Origin of the sequence: Pseudomonas sp. A-RE-19 (assembly GCF_019956555.1) — a bacterium.
GTDB lineage: Bacteria > Pseudomonadota > Gammaproteobacteria > Pseudomonadales > Pseudomonadaceae > Aquipseudomonas.
Window position 1 is genome coordinate 67816 of record NZ_JAHBDQ010000066.1, and the last position, 20239, is coordinate 88054.

The window sequence follows — 20239 nt, forward strand, 5'->3', positions numbered from 1 at the left end:
ATGCGTGAGTTCCCTCTCCCACTGTTGTTGTGTCTGAGCCTGGCGGGTTGCATGGTGGGTCCTGACTACCAACACCCAAATGTTGAAACCCCCGCGGCCTACCGTTATGCGGACAATGAAGCAAAGAATCTGTCGAACACGCTGTGGTGGGAGCAGTTCCAGGACCCCGTCCTGAATGATCTGATCCGCACCGCGTTGCTCGAAAACAAAGACATCAAGATTGCCGCCGCGCGGGTGGAAGAGTTCCAGGGCCGTTACGGCCAGACCCGTTCCCTGTTGTTTCCACAAGTCGGGCTGGGAGCCCAGGGTCAGCGGAGCCGGTCGCCGCGAGACAATGGTCCGGTACCGCTGGATCCGTCGGTAGATCCGGTGTTCAACAACTACCAGGCCATTCTCAGCGTGAACTGGGAACTTGATATCTGGGGCCGTTTGCGCCGCCTCGACGAATCCGCCCGTGCCGATCTGCTGGCTTCGGAAGAAGGCCGTCGAAGCGTCATATTGAGCCTGGTGGCTTCGGTAGCGTCGAGTTACGTGACCCTGCGCGATCTCGACCGGGAGCTGGAAATCGCCCGCACGACCGCCAAGGCGCGCGGTGATTCCTACGAGATATTCAAACTGCGCTATGGTGCTGGCACCATTTCCGAAATGGAATTGGCGCAGAACCAATCCGAATACGAGCGCACCCAGGCGTCGGTTGCGCAATTCGAACCGTTGGTCGCGCAACAGGAAAACGCCCTGGCCGTATTGCTTGGCCGCAACCCGGGGCCAATCATCCGCGGGCATGACCTGGCTCAACTGAATCTGCCATCGGTGCCTGCCGGCTTACCGTCGGATTTGCTCGAACGGCGACCTGATTTGCGTCAGGCAGAGCTGAATCTGATCTCGGCAAATGCCCAGATCGGCGCGGCCAAGGCCCAGTATTTCCCGACCATTTCCCTGACCGGGCTGTTGGGTTCTGTCAGCAATCAACTGTCGAACCTGTTCACCGGGCCCGCCTCCACCTGGTCCTATGGTGTTGCGGCGAGCATGCCGATCTTCACTGCCGGCGGTATCGCCGGGCAGGTGCAGCAAGCCGAAGCCTTCCAACAACAAGCGCTGCTGACGTACCAACAGGCGATTCAATCAGCGTTCAGGGACGTTGAAAATGCCTTGGTCGCGTCGAGCAAATCCAGAGAGCAGATGGACTACCAGTCAAGGCAGGTGGAGGCTCTGCGCACTTATGCCCATTACGCACGGCTGCGCTATGACAACGGCTACACCAGCTACATCGAGGTGCTGGACGCCGAGCGTAGCCTGTTTGATGCCGAATTGAATTACACCCGCACCCGTGGCTCGGTGTTCACCAGCATGATTGATCTGTACAAGGCAACCGGCGGAGGTTGGGTGAATCAGGCTGACAAGCTGACGGCAACCGCCGCCGAACAATCAGGCCAGCGGTAGATTGCTGGCTGAGCGATTAATCGGTGCAACCTCAGGATGGAAAGTGGCTACGGCCTTGTCCTGATTACGGCTTATTGCAACCGTGGGTTGACTGAGTAGTACCCAAGAGCACTCGACTTCGTTGAATAAAGGAGCGGACATGTCTCGCAGCAAGAAGAGTCCTATCAAAGGTGCGGTGAAGGACGCAAAGAGCATGGGGGGTGACGAACCGATTTTTCGCTCGCGCAAAGAACGCCTGGAAGCGGGTGAACGTTTATCCGAGAGCTTGCCGCACGCACTTCACGCCGTTTGGAAGCCGAAGCGCAAACACCGCGACCCTATTGAAATCCTGGAAGCGTCGAATCGATATCGCCTGCCCAATCTGATTCCTGTCCGCTACGGGCGCATGTTACATAGCCCGTTCACCTTTCTGCGCGGCTCTGCGGGGGTGATGGCTCATGACTTGGCTAATACTCCGAATACGGGCATTCAGGTCCAGGCTTGCGGGGATTGTCATCTCTTGAACTTCGGACTGTTTGCGACCCCTGAACGCAACCTGATTTTTGACATCAACGATTTCGACGAAACCCTTCCTGCCCCTTGGGAATGGGATGTAAAACGCCTGGCAGTCAGTTTCGTCGTGGCCGCCCGGGACAACCGGCTCAGCGACAAAGACGCCCAGGCGATAACGGTCGAGTGTGTTCGTGCTTACCGCGAGCGACTGCGCAAACTGTCGAAGATGAGCCCGTTGGAGGTCTGGTATGACCGCATGGACGCTCAAATGATCATCGACATGGCCCCCAATGCCAAAATCAAAAAAAATAGAGAACAGCTGATCGCCAAGGCCAAAGCACGCATCGGCGATTACCTTTATCCGACGATCAGCAACGAAGTGGCGGGGCGTCGGCGCCTGCTCGATCAGCCGCCGATACTGTTTCATATCTATGAAAAGGACTTCGCACAACGCGTGCAGATGGCGCTGAAAGACTATCGATTATCGCTGCCCCTTGAACGGCGTGTGCTTTTCGATCGTTACCGACTCGAAGACTTTGTCGTCAAGGCTGTCGGGATCGGCAGCGTCGGCACCTATTGTTTTGTCGGCCTGTTCTTTTCCGCGGAAAACCACCCGTTGCTCCTGCAATTCAAGGAAGCCTGTCCCTCGGTGCTGGCTCCTTTTACAGACAAGAGCGACTTCGAGAATCAAGGTGAGCGCGTTGTCACCGGGCAACGGCTGATGCAGTCCTCCAGCGATATTTTTCTGGGCTGGACGCAGGGGAAAAATGGCCGGCATTTCTTCGTGCGGCAGTTGCGGGACATGAAAATGGCGGCCCCTGTCGAAGGCGCGACGGTCGATCAAATGAAGTTGTATGCCGAGTTGTGCGGTCTCACCCTGGCCCGTGCCCACGCCAAATCCGGGGATGCTGCACTCATCAGTGGCTATTTGGGAAAATCGGACACCTTCGATCTGGCCATTGGCAAGTTTGCCCTGAGCTATGCAGAGCAAAATGCGAAAGACTATGCATCGCTGGTGGCCGCTGAAAAATCAGGACGCATCAAAGCGTTGAGAGAAGAAGACTTATGAAACCGATCCCGCGTGCAACCTTGCTCGCATGCAGAACCCGATTGCCAGGTGCCACAAAACGTAGTGAGGCAAGGCCATGGATCACGATCCTTCAGCATCGAAGACCAGGCTTTTGCCGGGCTGTACCCGCCAAGTAGCGTTCTTCGTTGTTGCCTGCTGCGTCGCCGGATGCACAACGATGGGGCCGAACTCGATTCAGCGTGACCGTACAGATTACAGCACGGTCATTGCCTCGACCTGGAAAGAACAGACACTGCTCAATATCGTCAAATTGCGCTACGCAGATGCGCCGGTGTTCCTCGAAGTTTCCTCGGTCATCGCCTCGAGCGCGATGCAAAGTCAGGTCAACCTCGCAGCCAGTTGGTATTCGGGATTTCCCAACGACGGAAACAGCCAGGCCATCGGGGCTTCCGGCGTGTATACGGATCGCCCGACGATCAGCTACACCCCGCTTTCCGGGGAGAGATTCTCTCGCTATTTGCTGCAACCCCTATCGCCGGCTGCCGTATTCTCCCTGATTCAGGCGGGCTATCCCATCGATCGCGTCCTGCAATTGACCACCAGTGCCGTTAACGGTGTCTATAACCGATCCACATCACCCTCACGTTTTCGAGCAGCGGATCCACGTTTCTACGAGTTACTGGAAGCGTTCAGACGGATCCAGCGCTCCGAGTCACTGGGGATGCGCATCAATCAACGAAGCAGCGATGAAAGCATGCTCGTCCTGATCTCGCGGGACGTCTCCGGCGAGGTCGAGAACGATCGCCGAAAGGTGCGAGAACTCCTTCACCTGAGCCCCGATGCTAGCGAACTGAGTCTGACGTTCGGCATGGTGCAAAGGTATGACACCGAGGTTGCGTTACTCACTCGCTCCATGTCGGAAATCTTCGTGGAGCTGGCCGCAACCATCGAGGTTCCACCTGCACATTTGCAGGAAGGACGTGCAAACCCGGCGCCTGCCGCGCCTGAGCACGCAAGCCCATGGGACGAACCATTGGTGCGCATTCATTCGAGCAGGGAACGGCCAATCGATGCCTATGCGGCCGTTCGCTATCGCGACTATTGGTTCTGGATCGATGACCGCGACATGAAATCCAAATCGGAGTTCTTGTTCGTTCTCGTACTGTTTTCGCTCGCCGAAACGGGCGTGGCGCCACAGACGCCCGTGATCACCGTACCCGCCAACTGAACGACTACGGTAGCGCACATACCTTGAACAGCTTTTTGGCCATGTCGCGGGGAGTTGCTGGCAGAGAGGGGACCTCATGCTATCGAGTCACAGCGCAGGGTGCATAGCGTCACAACCTCATAAAGATTGCGGTTGCGACCCCGACGCCGGGGAAGCAACCGTGACAACCTCTGTTGTTTTGTGACAGTGAGATTTCGATCACCTGTGGATAACTTATTCCACCGTCACCGACTTCGCCAGGTTGCGCGGCTGGTCAACGTCCGTGCCTTTCAACACGGCGACGTAGTAGGAGAGCAGCTGCAACGGAATGGTATAGAGGATCGGCGACAGGATGTCGTGGATGTGCGGCATCTGGACAACATGAGTGCCTTCGCCATCGGTCATGCCGGCCTGCTCGTCGGCGAAGACGATCAGCTCACCACCACGGGCACGGACTTCCTGGAGGTTGGACTTCAGCTTCTCCAGCAACTCGTTGTTGGGTGCCACGGTGACCACCGGCATATCGTTATCCACAAGCGCCAACGGGCCATGTTTCAGTTCGCCCGCCGGGTAGGCTTCCGCGTGGATGTAGGAGATTTCCTTGAGCTTGAGAGCACCTTCCATCGCCACCGGGAATTGCGCGCCACGACCGAGGAACAATGTGTGGTTCTTCTCGGCGAACAGCTCGGCGATTTTCTCCACGGTGCTGTCCATGGCCAGCGCTTCACCTAAACGGGTCGGCAGGCGACGCAGTTCTTCGACCAGCGTGGCTTCGACACCTTCGGCCAACGTACCGCGAACCTGACCCAGAGACAGGGTCAGCAACAGCAGGCCGACCAGTTGAGTGGTGAAGGCTTTGGTCGAGGCCACGCCGATTTCGCGACCGGCCTGGGTCAGCAGGGTCAGGTCCGATTCACGCACCAGAGAGCTGATGCCGACGTTGCAGATTGCCAGGCTGGCGAGGAAACCCAGCTCCTTGGCATTGCGCAGGGCGGCCAGGGTGTCGGCGGTTTCACCGGACTGAGAGATGCTCACGAACAGCGTGTTCGGCTGCACCACTACTTTGCGATAGCGGAATTCGCTGGCGACTTCAACCTGACACGGAATGCCCGCCAGTTCTTCGAGCCAGTAACGGGCAACCATACCGGCGTGATAGCTGGTGCCACAGGCGACGATCTGTACATTGCGCACCTTGGCGAACAGCTCGGCAGCTTGGGGACCGAACGCCTCGACCAGCACCTGGTTCTGACTCAGACGACCTTCAAGAGTGCGTTGCACCACAGCCGGCTGCTCGTGAATCTCCTTGAGCATGTAATGCCGGAATTCGCCTTTGTCGGCGGCTTCGGCCCCGTCACGGTACTGGACGCTTTCACGCTCGACGAGTGCGCCGTTGATGTCCCAGATTTGCACGCTGTCGCGGCGAATTTCGGCGATATCGCCTTCTTCCAGGTACATAAAGCGGTCGGTGACCTGGCGCAGCGCCAATTGGTCGGAGGCCAGGAAGTTTTCACCCAGGCCCAGACCGATCACCAGTGGGCTGCCACTGCGAGCGGCGACCAGACGATCCGGTTGCCGAGCGCTGATAACGGCCAGGCCGTAAGCACCGTGCAGCTCTTTGACGGTCGCTTTCAGGGCCGCGGTGAGATCGGGCTGCTCATTGAGTTTTTCGTGCAGCAAATGCGCGATGACTTCGGTATCAGTGTCCGACGTGAACACGTGGCCCAAAGCCTTGAGTTGCTCGCGCAGGGCTTCATGGTTTTCGATGATGCCGTTGTGCACCACCGCCAGATCGCCTGAAAAATGCGGGTGAGCGTTGCGTTCGCACGGCGCGCCATGGGTCGCCCAGCGGGTGTGGGCAATGCCCAGACGGCCGACCAGAGGTTCTTGGATCAGCGCCTGTTCCAGTTCGCTGACCTTGCCCGGACGACGCACGCGCAAAAGTTTTTCATCGTTGGTGTACACCGCCACACCGGCGCTGTCATAGCCACGGTATTCCAGGCGCTTGAGGCCTTCGAGCAGGATGGCGGTAATGTTACGTTCTGCGACTGCACCGACAATTCCACACATGCTAGTTCTCCTGACTGACGGCGGCGCAAATCAAATTAATGCCGCGGGCCTGAATCTGATCGCGTGCCTCCAATGGCAAACGATCATCGGTAATGAGGGTATGGACGCTGCTCCATGGCAGCTCCAGATTGGGAATTTTGCGGCCGATCTTGTCGGCCTCGACCATCACGATCACTTCGCGGGCAACTTCGGCCATGACCCGGCTCAAGCCCAGCAATTCATTGAAAGTGGTGGTCCCGCGCACCAAATCGATGCCGTCGGCACCGATAAATAACTGATCGAAGTCATATGAGCGTAGTACTTGCTCGGCCACCTGACCCTGGAAGGACTCGGAGTGCGGGTCCCAGGTGCCCCCGGTCATCAACAGCACCGGCTCGTGCTCGAGTTCGCTCAAAGCATTGGCGACATACAAGGAGTTGGTCATCACCACCAGACCCGGTTGTTGGCCGAGTTCCGGGATCATCGCAGCGGTGGTGCTGCCGCTGTCGATGATGATTCGTGCATGCTCGCGGATCCGCGTGACGGCGGCGCGGGCAATGGCCTGCTTGTACTTGGAAATCGGTTGGCCAACGTCCGCGACCAACTCCTGAGGCATGGTGACCGCTCCGCCATAACGACGCAGCAGCAGACCGTTGCTTTCAAGCGCTGCCAAATCCTTGCGAATCGTAACTTCCGAGGTTTCGAAGCGCTTGGCCAATTCATCCACGCTCACTTCTCCCTGCTCGTTGAGCAAGGCGAGGATGTTATGGCGGCGTTGGGGCGTATTGCGTTTCGACATGGCTTGGTAAGTTTCGATTCGAAAGATAACGTAAGCAATCAAAGCCTATTAGCGAAACTTCGTCAAGCGGGACACGACAAAATGATCTGTGGATAAAAAGCTTCGCGGGCAAGCCTCGCTCCTACGGAATATCACCGTCCGTAGGAGCGAGGCTTGCCCGCGAAAGCGATCTCATGAGCGTCACATCATGCGCTGTGGATAACTTAACTCTTCTTGATCTTCTCCGGCCGCTTCCAGCCATCGATGTTCTTCTGCCGCGCCCGACCCACGGCCAACTGAGCCTTATCCACATTCTGGGTAATGGTCGACCCCGCCGCCGTGGTCGCACCCGCCGAGATATCCACAGGCGCCACCAACGAGTTGTTGGAACCGATGAACACATCTTCACCCAGCACGGTTTTCCACTTGTTCGCGCCATCGTAGTTGCAGGTGATGGTGCCCGCGCCAATGTTGGTACGCGCCCCGACCTCGGCGTCGCCCAGATACGTCAAGTGACCGGCCTTGGCGCCCTCGCCCAAGTGAGCGTTCTTCAGTTCCACGAAGTTACCCACATGCGCCCGAGCTTCCAGCACCGTACCGGGACGCAAACGAGCAAACGGGCCGGCATCGCTGCCTTCGCCGAGTATCGCGCCTTCAATATGGCTGTTGGCCTTGATCACCACGCCTTTGCGCAGGGTGCTGTCCTTGATCACGCAGTTCGGGCCGATCACCACGTCGTCCTCGATGACCACTTTGCCTTCGAGGATCACGTTGATATCGATCAGTACGTCGCGACCAATGATGACTTCGCCGCGCACATCAAAACGTGCGGGGTCGCGCAGGGTCACGCCTTGAGCCATCAAACGACGAGCGGCGCGCAGCTGATAGTGACGCTCGAGATCGGCCAGTTGTTTGCGATCGTTGGCGCCCTGCACTTCCATGGCATCGTGAGGATGTTCGGTAGCCACCACCAGACCATCGCTGACCGCCATGGCGATCACGTCGGTCAGGTAGTACTCGCCTTGGGCGTTGTTGTTGGAGAGCCGGCTCATCCAGTCGCCCAAGCGCTCGAAAGGAACGGCCAGAATGCCGGTATTACCTTCAGTGATCGCGCGTTCGGCTTCGTTGGCGTCTTTCTGCTCGACGATGGCGGTCACCTTGCCGGCGGCATCACGGACGATGCGGCCGTAGCCCGTCGGGTCATCCAGCTCGACAGTCAGCAAGCCCAATTGCTGCGGTGCAGCCTGCTTGAGCAGACGCTGCAGGGTTTCGACTTCGATCAACGGCACGTCACCATAGAGAATCAGCACGGTGTCGGACTCAATGAACGGCACGGCCTGGGCCACGGCATGACCGGTCCCCAGTTGTTTGTCCTGCAAGACGAAATTCAGGTCATCGGCGGCCAGACGCTCGCGCACGGCTTCGGCGCCATGGCCGATCACTACGTGGATGCGCTGTGGATCAAGTTGCCGGGCGCTGTGGATAACATGGCCGAGCATGGAGTTACCGGCGATCGGATGCAGGACTTTAGGCAAGGCCGAACGCATGCGAGTGCCTTGGCCGGCAGCGAGGATAACGATTTCAAGAGACATGACTGGCTACCAATCCTGGGGTGGTCAGCGGCTGCGACCAGGTAATGAAAGTCGGAAAAGAAAAAAGGGTAGCCGAGGCTACCCTTTTTAATCAATCGCACAACAAGTTGATGGCCGATTAGTGGCCGAACTTCTTGCGGATCTGCTGGACGGTGCGCAGCTGAGCTGCGGCCTCGGCCAGACGTGCGGCAGCAGAACCGTAATCGAATTCCGCGCCTCGCTCATGCAAGGCCTTCTCGGCAGCCTTAACGGCTTCCTGAGCGGAGGCTTCGTCCAGGTCGGCAGCACGTTGCACAGTGTCGGCAAGAACCTTGACCATGTTCGGCTGAACCTCGAGGAAACCGCCGGAGATGTAATACACCTCCTCTTCCCCGCCCTGCTTGATCAAGCGGATAGGACCCGGCTTGAGATTAGTGATCAGCGGCGCGTGACCCAAGGCGATACCAAGATCACCCAGTGCACCGTGCGCAACCACCATCTCGACCAGGCCGGAAAAGATTTCCCCTTCCGCGCTGACGATATCGCAATGGACTGTCATAGCCATCTGATTGCCTCAACCTAAATTAGCGCCCGTTGCCGGGCGCCGGGATTACAGTTTCTTGGCTTTCTCGATCGCTTCTTCGATGCCGCCGACCATGTAGAACGCTTGTTCTGGCAGGTGGTCGTAGTCACCGTTGAGGATGCCTTTGAAGCCAGCAATGGTGTCTTTCAGGGAAACGTATTTACCCGAAGCACCTGTGAAGACTTCAGCCACGAAGAACGGCTGCGACAAGAAACGCTGGATCTTACGAGCACGGTTTACCAACTGCTTGTCGGCTTCCGACAGCTCGTCCATACCCAGGATCGCAATGATGTCCTTCAGTTCTTTGTAACGCTGCAGAACATACTGTACGCCGCGAGCGGTGTCGTAGTGGTCCTGACCGATCACGTTCGGGTCCAGCTGACGCGAAGTCGAGTCGAGTGGATCGACCGCCGGGTAGATACCCAGAGAAGCGATGTCACGGGACAGAACGACGGTGGCGTCCAAGTGGGCGAAGGTGGTCGCTGGCGACGGGTCAGTCAAGTCATCCGCAGGTACGTATACCGCTTGGATCGAGGTGATCGAACCGTTTTTGGTCGAAGTGATACGCTCTTGCAGAGTACCCATCTCTTCGGCCAGGGTCGGCTGGTAACCTACTGCGGAAGGCATACGGCCCAGCAGTGCGGATACTTCAGTACCGGCCAGGGTGTAACGATAGATGTTGTCGACGAACAGCAGAACGTCGTTACCTTCGTCACGGAACTTCTCGGCCATGGTCAGGCCGGTCAGTGCTACGCGCAGACGGTTTCCCGGCGGCTCGTTCATCTGACCGTAAACCAGTGCCACTTTGTCCAGAACGTTGGAATCCTTCATCTCGTGGTAGAAGTCGTTACCCTCACGAGTACGCTCACCCACACCGGCGAACACGGAATAACCGCTGTGCTCGATGGCGATGTTACGGATCAGTTCCATCATGTTTACGGTTTTGCCTACACCGGCACCACCGAACAGACCGACTTTACCGCCCTTGGCGAACGGGCAAACCAGGTCGATAACCTTGATGCCGGTTTCCAGCAGGTCGTTGCCGCCCGCTTGTTCGGCGAAGGTTGGCGCAGGACGGTGAATGCCCCAGCGCTCTTCGGTATCGATCGGGCCAGCTTCGTCGATCGGGTTGCCCAGTACGTCCATGATCCGGCCCAGAGTCGCTTTACCGACCGGGACGGAGATGGCTGCGCCGGAATCGTTGACTTCCAGACCGCGCTTCAAGCCCTCGGTGGAACCCATCGCAATGGTACGAACCACGCCGTCGCCCAGCTGCTGCTGAACTTCCAGAGTGGTTTCGGCCGCGCTCACTACTTTCAGCGCGTTGTAGATGCTCGGTACGCTGTCGCGTGGAAATTCCACGTCGATAACGGCGCCGATGATTTGAACGATACGTCCGCTACTCATAGCTGGATCCTCTGAATATTTGAACCGTTAAACCGCGGCAGCGCCGCCGACGATTTCCGAGATCTCTTGGGTGATCGCAGCCTGACGCGCCTTGTTGTAGACCAGCTGCAAATCGCTGATCAAATCACCGGCGTTGTCGGTAGCGTTCTTCATCGCGATCATCCGCGCAGCTTGTTCAGCCGCGTTGTTCTCGACCACCGCCTGGTAGACCTGCGACTCCACGTAACGGACCATCAAGCCGTCAAGCAGCTCTTTGGCGTCCGGTTCGTACAGATAATCCCAGTGGTGCTTGAGTTCCTGATCCGGGGTTGCCACCAGTGGAATCAACTGCTCCACGGTAGGCGATTGCGTCATGGTGTTGACGAACTTGTTGGATACCACGGACAGGCGGTCAATACGGCCATCCAGGTAGGCATCCAGCATCACCTTGACGCTGCCGATCAGGTCATTGATCGACGGCTCTTCACCCAGGTGGCTGATAGCTGCAACGACGTTACCGCCGAAGTTGCGGAAGAAAGCCGCACCCTTGCTACCAACGACACACAGATCAATCTCGACGCCGTTTTCGCGGTTTACCGCCATGTCCTTGACCAGGGCCTTGAACAGGTTGGTGTTCAAGCCACCACACAGACCACGGTCACTGCTCACCACAACGTAACCGACGCGCTTTACTTCACGGTCGATCATGAATGGGTGGCGATATTCCGGGTTGGCGTTGGCCAGATGGCCAATAACCTGGCGGATGCGCTCCGCATAAGGACGGCTAGCAGCCATGCGCATTTGTGCCTTGCGCATTTTACTGACCGCCACTTTTTCCATGGCGCTGGTAATCTTTTGCGTGCTTTTGATGCTCGCAATCTTACTGCGAATCTCTTTTGCGCCTGCCATGTAACACCTATCAGGTTAGCAAGCGGGAGCCTTGCGGCTCCCGCTGCGGCTTACCAGGTTTGGGTGGCCTTGAACTTCTCGATACCGGCTTTCATGCCAGCGTCGATTTCGTCATTGAAGTCACCCTTCACGTTGATCTTCGCCATCAATTCGGCGTGATCGCGGTTGAAGAAAGAAATCAGCGCTTGTTCAAAGCTGCCGATCTTGGCGATTTCGACGTCAGTCAGGAACCCACGCTCAGCGGCATACAGCGACAGCGCCATGTCAGCGATCGACATTGGTGCGTATTGCTTCTGCTTCATCAGCTCGGTAACGCGCTGACCATGCTCAAGTTGCTTACGGGTCGCTTCGTCCAGGTCAGAAGCGAACTGGGCGAATGCCGCCAGTTCACGGTACTGAGCCAGAGCGGTACGGATACCACCGGAGAGCTTCTTGATGATCTTGGTCTGAGCGGCACCACCCACACGGGATACCGAAACACCGGCGTTCACTGCAGGACGGATCCCGGAGTTGAACATGGCCGATTCCAGGAAGATCTGACCGTCGGTGATGGAAATCACGTTGGTCGGAACGAACGCGGAAACGTCGCCAGCCTGGGTTTCGATGATCGGCAGTGCGGTCAGGGAACCGGTTTTGCCGGTCACTGCGCCGTTGGTGAACTTCTCTACGTATTCTTCCGAAACGCGGGATGCGCGCTCCAGCAGACGGGAGTGGAGATAGAACACGTCGCCTGGGTAAGCTTCACGGCCTGGTGGACGGCGCAGCAGCAGGGAAATCTGGCGGTAAGCCACTGCTTGCTTGGACAGATCGTCATAAACGATCAGCGCGTCTTCACCGCGGTCGCGGAAGAATTCACCCATGGTGCAACCGGAGTACGGTGCCAGGAATTGCAGTGCTGCAGATTCCGAAGCGCTCGCCGCCACGACGATGGTGTTAGCCAGTGCGCCGTTTTCTTCCAGCTTGCGAACAACGTTGGCGATGGTCGATTGCTTCTGACCAATAGCTACGTAGACGCAGAAAATTCCGCTGTCTTTCTGGTTGATGATCGCGTCGATCGCCAGAGCGGTTTTACCGATCTGACGGTCACCGATGATCAGCTCACGCTGGCCACGGCCGACAGGAATCATGGCATCGACAGCCTTGTAGCCAGTCTGTACAGGCTGGTCTACCGACTTACGCCAGATCACGCCTGGAGCAACTTTCTCGACCGCATCGGTCTCGGTGTTGTTCAGCGGACCTTTGCCGTCAACCGGGTTACCCAGTGCGTCGACTACGCGACCCAGCAGTTCCTTACCAACTGGAACTTCGAGGATGCGGCCGGTGCACTTGGCGCTCATGCCTTCAGCCAGAGACTGGTAGGAGCCCAATACAACGGCACCTACGGAGTCTTGCTCCAGGTTGAGAGCCATACCGAAGACGCCGCCCGGAAACTCGATCATCTCGCCGTACATGACGTCGGCCAGACCGTGAATCCGCACGATACCGTCAGATACGCTGACGACAGTGCCTTCGTTACGGGCTTGAGAGGTCACATCGAGCTTGTCGATGCGGCCCTTGATAATTTCACTTATTTCGGAAGGATTGAGTTGCTGCATTGCTCTGCTGCCCCTTCAAACTCAAGATTTCAATGCTTCGGCAAGTTTCGCGATTTTGCCGCGAATCGAGCCATCGATAACCAGGTCGCCGGCGCGGATGACAACACCCCCAATAAGGGATGAATCTTCCTCGACTTGCAGGCGCACTTCCCGGTTGAGTCGTGCACTGAGAACCTTGGCGAGTTTGTCTTGCTGTTCTTGGTTCAATGCAAAAGCACTGGTCACTTCAACGTCTACCGATTTCTCTTGTTCGGCCTTGTACAGGTCAAACAGAGCGGCGATCTCCGGCAGAAGCGGGAGACGGTCGTTTTCGGCAACGACGTGAATGAAGTTCTGTGCCTTGGCATCAAACTTGTCGCCGCACACGTCAATGAACGTGGCGGCCTTTTCTGCGCTCGTCAGTCGCGGGGCCTTGAGCACGCGCTGCATGGTGTCGTCTTGCGACACCGCTGCTGCCAGGCCGAGCATGGCTGACCAATTGGCCAGTTGCTGGTGGGCCTGAGCGTGCTCGAAGGCCGCCTTAGCGTAAGGTCGGGCCAACGTGGTCAGTTCTGCCATGATCGCCCTCGCTTAGATTTCAGCAGCCAGTTGGTTAACCAGCTCTGCGTGCGCGTTTTGATCGATTGTGGCACCCAGGATCTTCGCAGCACCGCCAACGGCCAGGCTACCCACTTGGGCGCGCAGCGCGTCTTTGACGCTGTTCAGTTCCTGTTCGATCTCGGCCTGAGCCTGAACCTTCACACGTTCAGCGTCGACACGGGCTTTTTCAACAGCCTCTTCGACGATCTGATTACCGCGTTTCTTGGCTTGCTCGATGATTTCAGCTGCCTGAGCTTTCGCTTCGCGCAGTTGTTGACCCACTTTCTCTTGGGCCAACTCCAGGTCGCGAGCTGCTCGGCTGGCAGCGTCCAGCCCATCCGCGATCTTCTTCTGACGTTCGTGCAGTGCTGCTATGACCGGAGGCCATACAAACTTCATGCAGAACAGTACAAAAATCAGGAACGCAACGGACTGGCCAATCAGGGTCGCATTAATGTTCACGCCAACACCTCGCAGTTACGTTGTCCATCACACCAAATTACCCGGAAAATCCGAGTAATTAGCCAGCGATTTGACCAACGAACGGGTTCGCAAAGGTGAAGAACAGAGCGATACCAACACCGATCATGGTTACGGCGTCGAGCAGACCGGCAACGATGAACATTTTGACTTGCAGCATTGGAACCATTTCTGGCTGACGCGCTGCGCCTTCCAGGAACTTGCCGCCCAACAGGCCGAAACCAATTGCGGTACCCAGTGCGCCCAGGCCGATCAACAGTGCAACAGCGATAGCGGTTAGACCAACTACAGTTTCCATCTTTCCTCCCGACTTTTACGTCGTATGGTTTAGGTTTTTTAGATTTTAAAGCGGTAAAACAAATCGTTTCAGTGTGCCCCGTGAGGAGCGCCCTCCCGTTTGACCGGGAGGAACATCAGACTAGTCGAGACCGGTCTTAATGGTTTTCTTCGTGCGCCATCGACAGGTAGACGATGGTCAGCATCATGAAGATGAACGCTTGCAGGGTGATGATCAGGATGTGGAACACCGCCCACGCCCACTGCAGCACGACGCCCAGGCCACTGAGCCAGAGCAGACCGCTGCCGAACATCACCGCAATCAGAATGAACACCAGCTCACCGGCATACATGTTGCCGAACAGACGCAGCGCCAGGGAGATCGGCTTGGCGATCAGGGTCACGAATTCCAGCAGGAAGTTCACCGGAATCAGCAGCGCCTGAACAAGGATGTTCTTGCTGCCGAACGGGTGCAGGGTCAGTTCGCCGACAAAGCCGCCGAGGCCCTTGATCTTGATGCTGTAGAAAATGATCAGTGCGAATACCGAGAACGCCATGCCCAGGGTCGCGTTCGGGTCGGTAGTCGACACGGCACGGAACGGGATGTGGTGGTCGCCGGAGATCAGGATGGCCAGTTGAGGAATCCAGTCGACCGGTACCAGGTCGACGGCGTTCATCATGAACACCCAGACGAAGATGGTCAGTGCCAGCGGCGCAATCACCGGGCTACGGCCATGGAAGCTGTCTTTCACGCTGCCATCGACGAATTCGACCAATACTTCAACGAAGTTCTGCAAAGCACCAGGCTGACCGGAAGTCGCCTTCTTTGCCGCCATGCGGAAAAGAAGAACGAAGATCAGACCCAACGCGACCGACCAGCCGAGGGTATCGACGTGGAAAGCCCAGAAGCCCATTTCTTTGGCTTCTGCTGCGGTGTGGGCAAAACCCCACCCGCCAGTTGGGTGCTGACCGAAGGTCAGGTTCTGCAAGTGGTGCTGGATATAGCCCGAAGCGGTTGTCTCTGCCATGGTTGCCTCAAACGCCCTAAGGTCTCGAAAGTCTTGTTCTCATTAGCAGGGGAGCGAACCAGCTAACCAGTTGGGTCAGCACGAAGACGCCGAATACAGCCAGCGGCGCCAATGGCTTCACACCTGCAAACGTCAATGCAAACAGCACTGCCGTCAAAATCAGTTTGCCCGCCTCGCCGGCATAAAAAGACCGGACGATGGCTTGAGCTGCTCGGGCGCCGGAAAACCGAAATGCCCTGTGAGCGAAATAAACATTGGGAAGCAAGGCTATCAGGCCTCCGCAGAGTCCTGAGTACCCGGCAACGACTCCATGCCATTGCCAGAGCGCCAAAGCGGCGATCAGCAAAACGACAAATTGAGCCATTAACACCGGGAAAACTGCCAGGCGATGGAACGGCAAGCGGTCTGGCGTGCGGTTTTCCATCTCTTTTGCTCCCCAATGGTCGGCTGCCAGAATTCAATAACTTGGCATAATTTGTGCCGACAAAATGCGCGCAGAGTATAGGGGCGGTTCTGCCCCTATTCAACTGTCAGGTAGTGATTTCCGACTTCACGCTACATGAGGAATTGTTTCAGCGGATGTGTGCAAGCACACCTTGAAGTTCATCAAGAGAGTTGTAGCCGATCACCAGCTGCCCCTTACCCTTCTTTCCGTGGCGGATCTGCACCGCAGAGCCTAGGCGCTCGGCCAGGCGCTGCTCGAGCCGGGCGATATCCGGGTCCGGTTTTGCCGGTTCCACAGGCTCCGGTTTGCCACTCAACCACTGGCGAACCAGTGCTTCAGTCTGGCGCACAGTCAGCCCCCGTGCGACAACATGTCGCGCCCCTTCAACCTGTTGATTTTCCGGCAAACCGAGCAAGGCACGGGCATGACCCATTTCCAGATCGCCGTGAGACAGCATGGTCTTGATGACTTCCGGCAATGCAATCAGGCGCAACAGGTTGGCCACGGTGACGCGGGACTTACCCACAGCCTCGGCCACTTGTTGCTGAGTCAGCTGGAATTCCTGCTGCAAACGCTGCAGGGCTACCGCTTCTTCGATCGGATTGAGGTCTTCACGCTGGATGTTCTCGATCAGCGCCATGGCGATGGCAGTTTCATCTGACACATCGCGAACCATCGCGGGGATGGTTTCCTGGCCAGCCTGCTGGCTGGCGCGCCAGCGGCGTTCGCCGGCGATAATTTCGAAGCGCCCGCTACCGATCGGGCGAACCACGATCGGCTGCATCACACCCTGGGCCTTGATCGATTGCGCCAGCTCTTCCAGCGCTTGTGAGTCCATGTCCCGACGCGGCTGGTATTTGCCGCGCTGGAGCAGGTCCAGCGGCAGGTGCTGCAGCTCACGCTGATCGGCTTGCACTGCTTGCTCTTCCAGCGAGCTGACAGTCGGACCACTCAGCAGTGCATCCAGTCCACGTCCGAGACCTCGTTTCTTGACGGCCATGGGGATTCCTTAAGTTGCCTGAGCAGCGGCAATGCGTGAATTTTTGCGTTGACGGCGAACCATCTCGCCGGCCAATGCCAGATAGGCAATCGCGCCCCGCGATGATTTGTCGTACGCCAGTGCCGGCATGCCATAGCTTGGCGCTTCAGCCAGACGGATGTTGCGCGGAATCACGGTGTCGTAGAGCTGATCGCCGAAGTGTTCCTTGAGCTGCGCCGAAACGTCGTTCATCAGGCTCAGGCGCGGATCGTACATCGTCCTCAGCAGGCCTTCGACTTTCAGGTTCGGGTTCAGCAGTTCGGCAATGCGCTTGATGTTATCCACAAGGTCGCTCAACCCTTCGAGCGCGAAGTACTCGCACTGCATGGGGATAATGACCCCGTCGGCGGCTACCAGTGCGTTGAGCGTCAACATCGACAGCGACGGCGGGCAGTCGATCAAAATGTAATCGTAGTTTTCACGGATCGGCGCCAACGCACTGCGCAGACGACTTTCCTTCATCTGCATTTCCAGCAGAACGACTTCGGCCGCGGTGAGGTCGCGGTTGGCCGGCAGCAACTGGTAACCACCGTGCTCCGAATAGTGCATGGCCTGAGCCAGATCGCATTCGCCGATCAGCAGGTCGTAGACCGAGTTTTCCAGGCCGTGTTTATCCACACCGCTACCCATGGTGGCGTTGCCCTGTGGATCAAGATCGATCAACAGCACCCGACGCTTGGTAGCGACCAGGGAAGCTGCGAGGTTGATGCAGGTGGTGGTCTTGCCCACACCACCCTTTTGGTTCGCTATCGCGAATACCTTAGCCATTCTTGCTTGTGTTCCCAATCATGCCGTGCGGCGCAGTATCAGCAGATGGCGTTGGCCTTGGCAACCGGGTACGGCCAGGGCGTGTTCGCTATCGAGGTGGAAGTCTGCCGGCAATGCTACCAGCTCATCGGCGGGATGAACGCCCTTCATTGCCAGCCAACGTGTATCGGCGTCGCCCAAATGGCGAGTCCAGTTGCTGAAGTTCTCCATGCTGCTGAACGCCCGGGAAATGATCCCGTTGAATGGCAGTTCAGGCTGAAAAGCTTCGACGCGACTGTGGATAACTTGCAGGTTATCCAGTTTGAGTTCGAGTTTGACCTGGGTCAGGAAGCGGGTTTTCTTGCCGTTGCTGTCCAGACAGGTCACTTGGGACTCTGGAAACAGGATCGCCAACGGGATCCCCGGCATGCCACCGCCACTGCCAACGTCCAGCCAACGGCCGTTTTCGATGAACGACATCACGCTCAAGCTATCGAGCAGGTGACGGGAAACCATTTCGTCCGGATCGCGCACGGCGGTCAGGTTGTAAGCCTTGTTCCATTTGATCAACAAGGCCAGATAACCCAGCAGCTGAGCGTGCTGGGTTTCTGTCAGCGTGACACCAAGCTGGCGAGCACCTGTGGATAACTCTTCTGCATGTTGCGAGGTAACCAACGAACTCAAGCGCTTTGCTCCAACTGACGGCCCGCGCCGCGTTTTTTCAAATGAATCATCAACAGCGAAATCGCTGCCGGAGTCACGCCCGGAATACGCGAAGCCTGGCCCAGGGTCTCTGGACGGGTCGCACCGAGCTTGCTCTGGATCTCTTTCGAGAGACCGGAGATGTTCGTGTAATCGATATCCACAGGCAATTTGGTGTCTTCACTGGCCCGCAGGCGGGCGATTTCATCCTGTTGACGATCGATGTAACCAGCGTATTTGGTCTTGATTTCGACCTGTTCGGCGACCTGTGGATCTTCTGCGCCCCCACCGGTCACGGCAATCAGACCAGCGTAGTCGATTTCCGGACGGCTCAGCAGGTTGAGCAAATTGTATTCGTGGGTCAGCGGCGTACCGAACTTCTCGGAAATCGCATCGCCCTGCTCGGTGCCCGGGCGAACCCAGGTGCTTTTCAGGCGTTGCTCTTCCAGATCGATGCTTTCGCGTTTTTTGCAGAACGCTGCCCAACGCGAGTCATCCACCAGGCCCAATTCGCGACCTTTTTCGGTCAAGCGCAGGTCGGCGTTGTCTTCGCGCAGGATCAAACGGTATTCGGCGCGGGAGGTGAACATCCGATACGGTTCCTGGGTACCCAGGGTAATCAGGTCGTCGACCAAAACGCCGATGTACGCCTCGTCGCGACGCGGGCACCAGGCGTCTTTGCCCTGAGCGCGCAGTGCGGCGTTGGCTCCGGCCAGCAAACCCTGGGCGCCGGCTTCTTCGTAACCGGTGGTGCCGTTGATTTGCCCGGCGAAGAACAAACCGCCGATCACTTTGGTTTCCAGGCTGTACTTCAGGTCACGCGGGTCGAAGTAGTCGTATTCGATGGCGTAGCCGGGACGAACAATGTGCGCGTTTTCCATGCCACGGATCGATTGCACGATCTGCAATTGCACGTCGAACGGCAGGGATGTGGATATCCCGTTCGGGTACAGCTCGTGGGTGGTCAAGCCTTCCGGCTCGATGAAGACCTGATGGCTTTCCTTGTCGGCAAAGCGGTGGATCTTGTCTTCGATCGATGGGCAATAACGCGGTCCGATGCCTTCGATCACCCCTGCATCGGAATACATCGGCGAACGATCGAGGTTGGAGGCGATGATTTCGTGGGTGCGGGCGTTGGTGTGGGTAATCCAGCAGCTGACCTGTTTCGGATGCTGCTCTTTGGACCCCATGAACGACATCACCGGAATTGGCGTATCCCCTGCTTGCTCGGTCATCACCGAGAAATCCACAGAGCGACCGTCGATACGCGGCGGCGTACCGGTTTTCAGGCGACCGACCCGCAATGGCAGTTCACGCAGGCGATGAGCCAGAGCAATCGACGGCGGATCACCAGCGCGACCGCCGGAATAATTCTGCATGCCGATGTGGATAAGTCCGCCGAGGAAGGTGCCAGTGGTCAACACCACGGAATCTGCGAAGAAACGCAGGCCCATTTGGGTGACAACACCACGCACTTGTTCCTGCTCGACGATCAGGTCGTCGGCGGCTTGTTGAAATATCCACAGGTTCGGTTGGTTTTCCAGGGCTTCGCGGACAGCGGCCTTGTACAGAACCCGGTCTGCCTGAGCGCGGGTTGCACGCACGGCGGGGCCTTTGCGGCTGTTCAATACGCGAAACTGAATACCACCTTTATCGGTAGCCATGGCCATCGCGCCGCCCAGGGCATCGATTTCTTTAACCAAATGACTTTTGCCGATCCCACCAATGGCGGGGTTGCAACTCATGGCACCGAGGGTTTCCACGTTATGCGTCAGCAACAGGGTCTTTGCCCCCATACGTGCTGACGCCAGTGCTGCCTCGGTACCGGCATGACCGCCGCCGATGACGATCACTTCAAAACGGGAAGGGAAATCCACCACGCACCTCGTGCCTGCTTCAGTCAGGT

Annotated in this window: 19 protein-coding genes; 3 read left to right on the plus strand and 16 right to left on the minus strand. The window is 57.5% G+C overall.

Annotated elements, in window-relative coordinates:
• The 3 genes from KGB14_RS24675 to KGB14_RS24685 all read left to right on the plus strand — a co-directional run bounded on the left by KGB14_RS24675 (position 1) and on the right by KGB14_RS24685 (position 4190).
• Complete coding sequence (locus tag KGB14_RS24675; protein WP_223489363.1) at positions 1–1440, plus strand: efflux transporter outer membrane subunit; 1440 nt, start codon at positions 1–3, stop codon at positions 1438–1440.
• A 385-nt stretch (positions 1441–1825) separates the two neighbouring features.
• Positions 1826–3001, plus strand: coding sequence for a DUF2252 domain-containing protein (locus KGB14_RS24680; RefSeq protein WP_317851053.1), 1176 nt, complete (start codon positions 1826–1828; stop codon positions 2999–3001).
• Positions 3002–3077: 76 nt separating this feature from the next.
• Entirely contained in the window at positions 3078–4190 is a 1113-nt protein-coding gene (locus KGB14_RS24685) for a hypothetical protein (protein ID WP_223489367.1), read from the plus strand.
• A 213-nt stretch (positions 4191–4403) separates the two neighbouring features.
• Here KGB14_RS24685 and glmS read toward each other — a convergent pair whose 3' ends face one another.
• The 16 genes from glmS to mnmG form a co-directional block, all read right to left on the minus strand.
• Positions 4404–6236: a glutamine--fructose-6-phosphate transaminase (isomerizing) gene (glmS, locus tag KGB14_RS24690; RefSeq protein ID WP_223489369.1), complete on the minus strand. Its 1833-nt coding sequence runs from the start codon at positions 6234–6236 to the stop codon at positions 4404–4406.
• Between the two features lies 1 nt (position 6237).
• Entirely contained in the window at positions 6238–7014 is a 777-nt protein-coding gene (locus tag KGB14_RS24695; protein ID WP_223489371.1) for a DeoR/GlpR family DNA-binding transcription regulator, read from the minus strand.
• Positions 7015–7217: 203 nt separating this feature from the next.
• Positions 7218–8585: a bifunctional UDP-N-acetylglucosamine diphosphorylase/glucosamine-1-phosphate N-acetyltransferase GlmU gene (gene glmU / locus KGB14_RS24700; RefSeq protein WP_223489374.1), complete on the minus strand. Its 1368-nt coding sequence runs from the start codon at positions 8583–8585 to the stop codon at positions 7218–7220.
• Between the two features lie 118 nt (positions 8586–8703).
• Positions 8704–9129: a F0F1 ATP synthase subunit epsilon gene (locus KGB14_RS24705; RefSeq protein WP_010465460.1), complete on the minus strand. Its 426-nt coding sequence runs from the start codon at positions 9127–9129 to the stop codon at positions 8704–8706.
• A gap of 45 nt (positions 9130–9174) precedes the next feature.
• Positions 9175–10554, minus strand: a complete 1380-nt coding sequence (atpD, locus tag KGB14_RS24710; RefSeq protein ID WP_008007883.1) for a F0F1 ATP synthase subunit beta — start codon at positions 10552–10554, stop codon at positions 9175–9177.
• A gap of 27 nt (positions 10555–10581) precedes the next feature.
• Positions 10582–11442, minus strand: coding sequence for a F0F1 ATP synthase subunit gamma (gene atpG / locus KGB14_RS24715; RefSeq protein WP_223489376.1), 861 nt, complete (start codon positions 11440–11442; stop codon positions 10582–10584).
• Positions 11443–11492: 50 nt separating this feature from the next.
• Entirely contained in the window at positions 11493–13037 is a 1545-nt protein-coding gene (gene atpA / locus KGB14_RS24720) for a F0F1 ATP synthase subunit alpha (RefSeq protein ID WP_223489379.1), read from the minus strand.
• 21 nt (positions 13038–13058) lie between these two features.
• Positions 13059–13595, minus strand: a complete 537-nt coding sequence (locus tag KGB14_RS24725) for a F0F1 ATP synthase subunit delta (RefSeq protein ID WP_064621179.1) — start codon at positions 13593–13595, stop codon at positions 13059–13061.
• A 12-nt stretch (positions 13596–13607) separates the two neighbouring features.
• Positions 13608–14078 (minus strand): F0F1 ATP synthase subunit B, encoded by a 471-nt coding sequence (locus KGB14_RS24730; protein WP_223489381.1) that lies wholly within the window; start codon positions 14076–14078, stop codon positions 13608–13610.
• 58 nt (positions 14079–14136) lie between these two features.
• Complete coding sequence (gene atpE / locus KGB14_RS24735) at positions 14137–14394, minus strand: F0F1 ATP synthase subunit C (protein ID WP_003097235.1); 258 nt, start codon at positions 14392–14394, stop codon at positions 14137–14139.
• Between the two features lie 136 nt (positions 14395–14530).
• Positions 14531–15400 carry a F0F1 ATP synthase subunit A gene (gene atpB / locus KGB14_RS24740; protein ID WP_223489383.1) on the minus strand — a complete coding sequence of 290 codons (870 nt, stop codon included), beginning with the start codon at positions 15398–15400 and terminating at the stop codon, positions 14531–14533.
• A gap of 16 nt (positions 15401–15416) precedes the next feature.
• Entirely contained in the window at positions 15417–15824 is a 408-nt protein-coding gene (locus tag KGB14_RS24745; RefSeq protein ID WP_223489385.1) for a F0F1 ATP synthase subunit I, read from the minus strand.
• Positions 15825–15972: 148 nt separating this feature from the next.
• The gene (locus KGB14_RS24750; RefSeq protein ID WP_223489387.1) at positions 15973–16845 is read right to left on the minus strand and encodes a ParB/RepB/Spo0J family partition protein; all 873 of its coding nucleotides are present in this window, start codon (positions 16843–16845) and stop codon (positions 15973–15975) included.
• A gap of 9 nt (positions 16846–16854) precedes the next feature.
• Positions 16855–17652 (minus strand): ParA family protein, encoded by a 798-nt coding sequence (locus KGB14_RS24755; protein WP_008007890.1) that lies wholly within the window; start codon positions 17650–17652, stop codon positions 16855–16857.
• An 18-nt stretch (positions 17653–17670) separates the two neighbouring features.
• Positions 17671–18315 carry a 16S rRNA (guanine(527)-N(7))-methyltransferase RsmG gene (rsmG, locus tag KGB14_RS24760; protein ID WP_223489396.1) on the minus strand — a complete coding sequence of 215 codons (645 nt, stop codon included), beginning with the start codon at positions 18313–18315 and terminating at the stop codon, positions 17671–17673.
• A complete protein-coding gene (mnmG, locus tag KGB14_RS24765; protein WP_223489398.1) occupies positions 18312–20210 on the minus strand; it encodes a tRNA uridine-5-carboxymethylaminomethyl(34) synthesis enzyme MnmG in 1899 nt (632 codons plus the stop codon). Before mnmG ends, rsmG begins: the two co-directional genes overlap by 4 nt.
• Positions 20211–20239: the final 29 nt, after the last annotated feature.

What these genes read in the sequence shown, in the direction of transcription:
- KGB14_RS24675 (WP_223489363.1), top strand. Translation starts at nt 1, where the DNA reads ATGCGTGAGTTCCCTCTCCCACTGTTGTTGTGTCTGAGCCTGGCGGGT.
- KGB14_RS24680 (WP_317851053.1), top strand. Translation starts at nt 1,826, where the DNA reads ATGTTACATAGCCCGTTCACCTTTCTGCGCGGCTCTGCGGGGGTGATG.
- KGB14_RS24685 (WP_223489367.1), top strand. Translation starts at nt 3,078, where the DNA reads ATGGATCACGATCCTTCAGCATCGAAGACCAGGCTTTTGCCGGGCTGT.
- glmS (WP_223489369.1), bottom strand. Translation starts at nt 6,236, where the DNA reads ATGTGTGGAATTGTCGGTGCAGTCGCAGAACGTAACATTACCGCCATC.
- KGB14_RS24695 (WP_223489371.1), bottom strand. Translation starts at nt 7,014, where the DNA reads ATGTCGAAACGCAATACGCCCCAACGCCGCCATAACATCCTCGCCTTG.
- glmU (WP_223489374.1), bottom strand. Translation starts at nt 8,585, where the DNA reads ATGTCTCTTGAAATCGTTATCCTCGCTGCCGGCCAAGGCACTCGCATG.
- KGB14_RS24705 (WP_010465460.1), bottom strand. Translation starts at nt 9,129, where the DNA reads ATGGCTATGACAGTCCATTGCGATATCGTCAGCGCGGAAGGGGAAATC.
- atpD (WP_008007883.1), bottom strand. Translation starts at nt 10,554, where the DNA reads ATGAGTAGCGGACGTATCGTTCAAATCATCGGCGCCGTTATCGACGTG.
- atpG (WP_223489376.1), bottom strand. Translation starts at nt 11,442, where the DNA reads ATGGCAGGCGCAAAAGAGATTCGCAGTAAGATTGCGAGCATCAAAAGC.
- atpA (WP_223489379.1), bottom strand. Translation starts at nt 13,037, where the DNA reads ATGCAGCAACTCAATCCTTCCGAAATAAGTGAAATTATCAAGGGCCGC.
- KGB14_RS24725 (WP_064621179.1), bottom strand. Translation starts at nt 13,595, where the DNA reads ATGGCAGAACTGACCACGTTGGCCCGACCTTACGCTAAGGCGGCCTTC.
- atpE (WP_003097235.1), bottom strand. Translation starts at nt 14,394, where the DNA reads ATGGAAACTGTAGTTGGTCTAACCGCTATCGCTGTTGCACTGTTGATC.
- atpB (WP_223489383.1), bottom strand. Translation starts at nt 15,400, where the DNA reads ATGGCAGAGACAACCGCTTCGGGCTATATCCAGCACCACTTGCAGAAC.
- KGB14_RS24745 (WP_223489385.1), bottom strand. Translation starts at nt 15,824, where the DNA reads ATGGAAAACCGCACGCCAGACCGCTTGCCGTTCCATCGCCTGGCAGTT.
- KGB14_RS24750 (WP_223489387.1), bottom strand. Translation starts at nt 16,845, where the DNA reads ATGGCCGTCAAGAAACGAGGTCTCGGACGTGGACTGGATGCACTGCTG.
- KGB14_RS24755 (WP_008007890.1), bottom strand. Translation starts at nt 17,652, where the DNA reads ATGGCTAAGGTATTCGCGATAGCGAACCAAAAGGGTGGTGTGGGCAAG.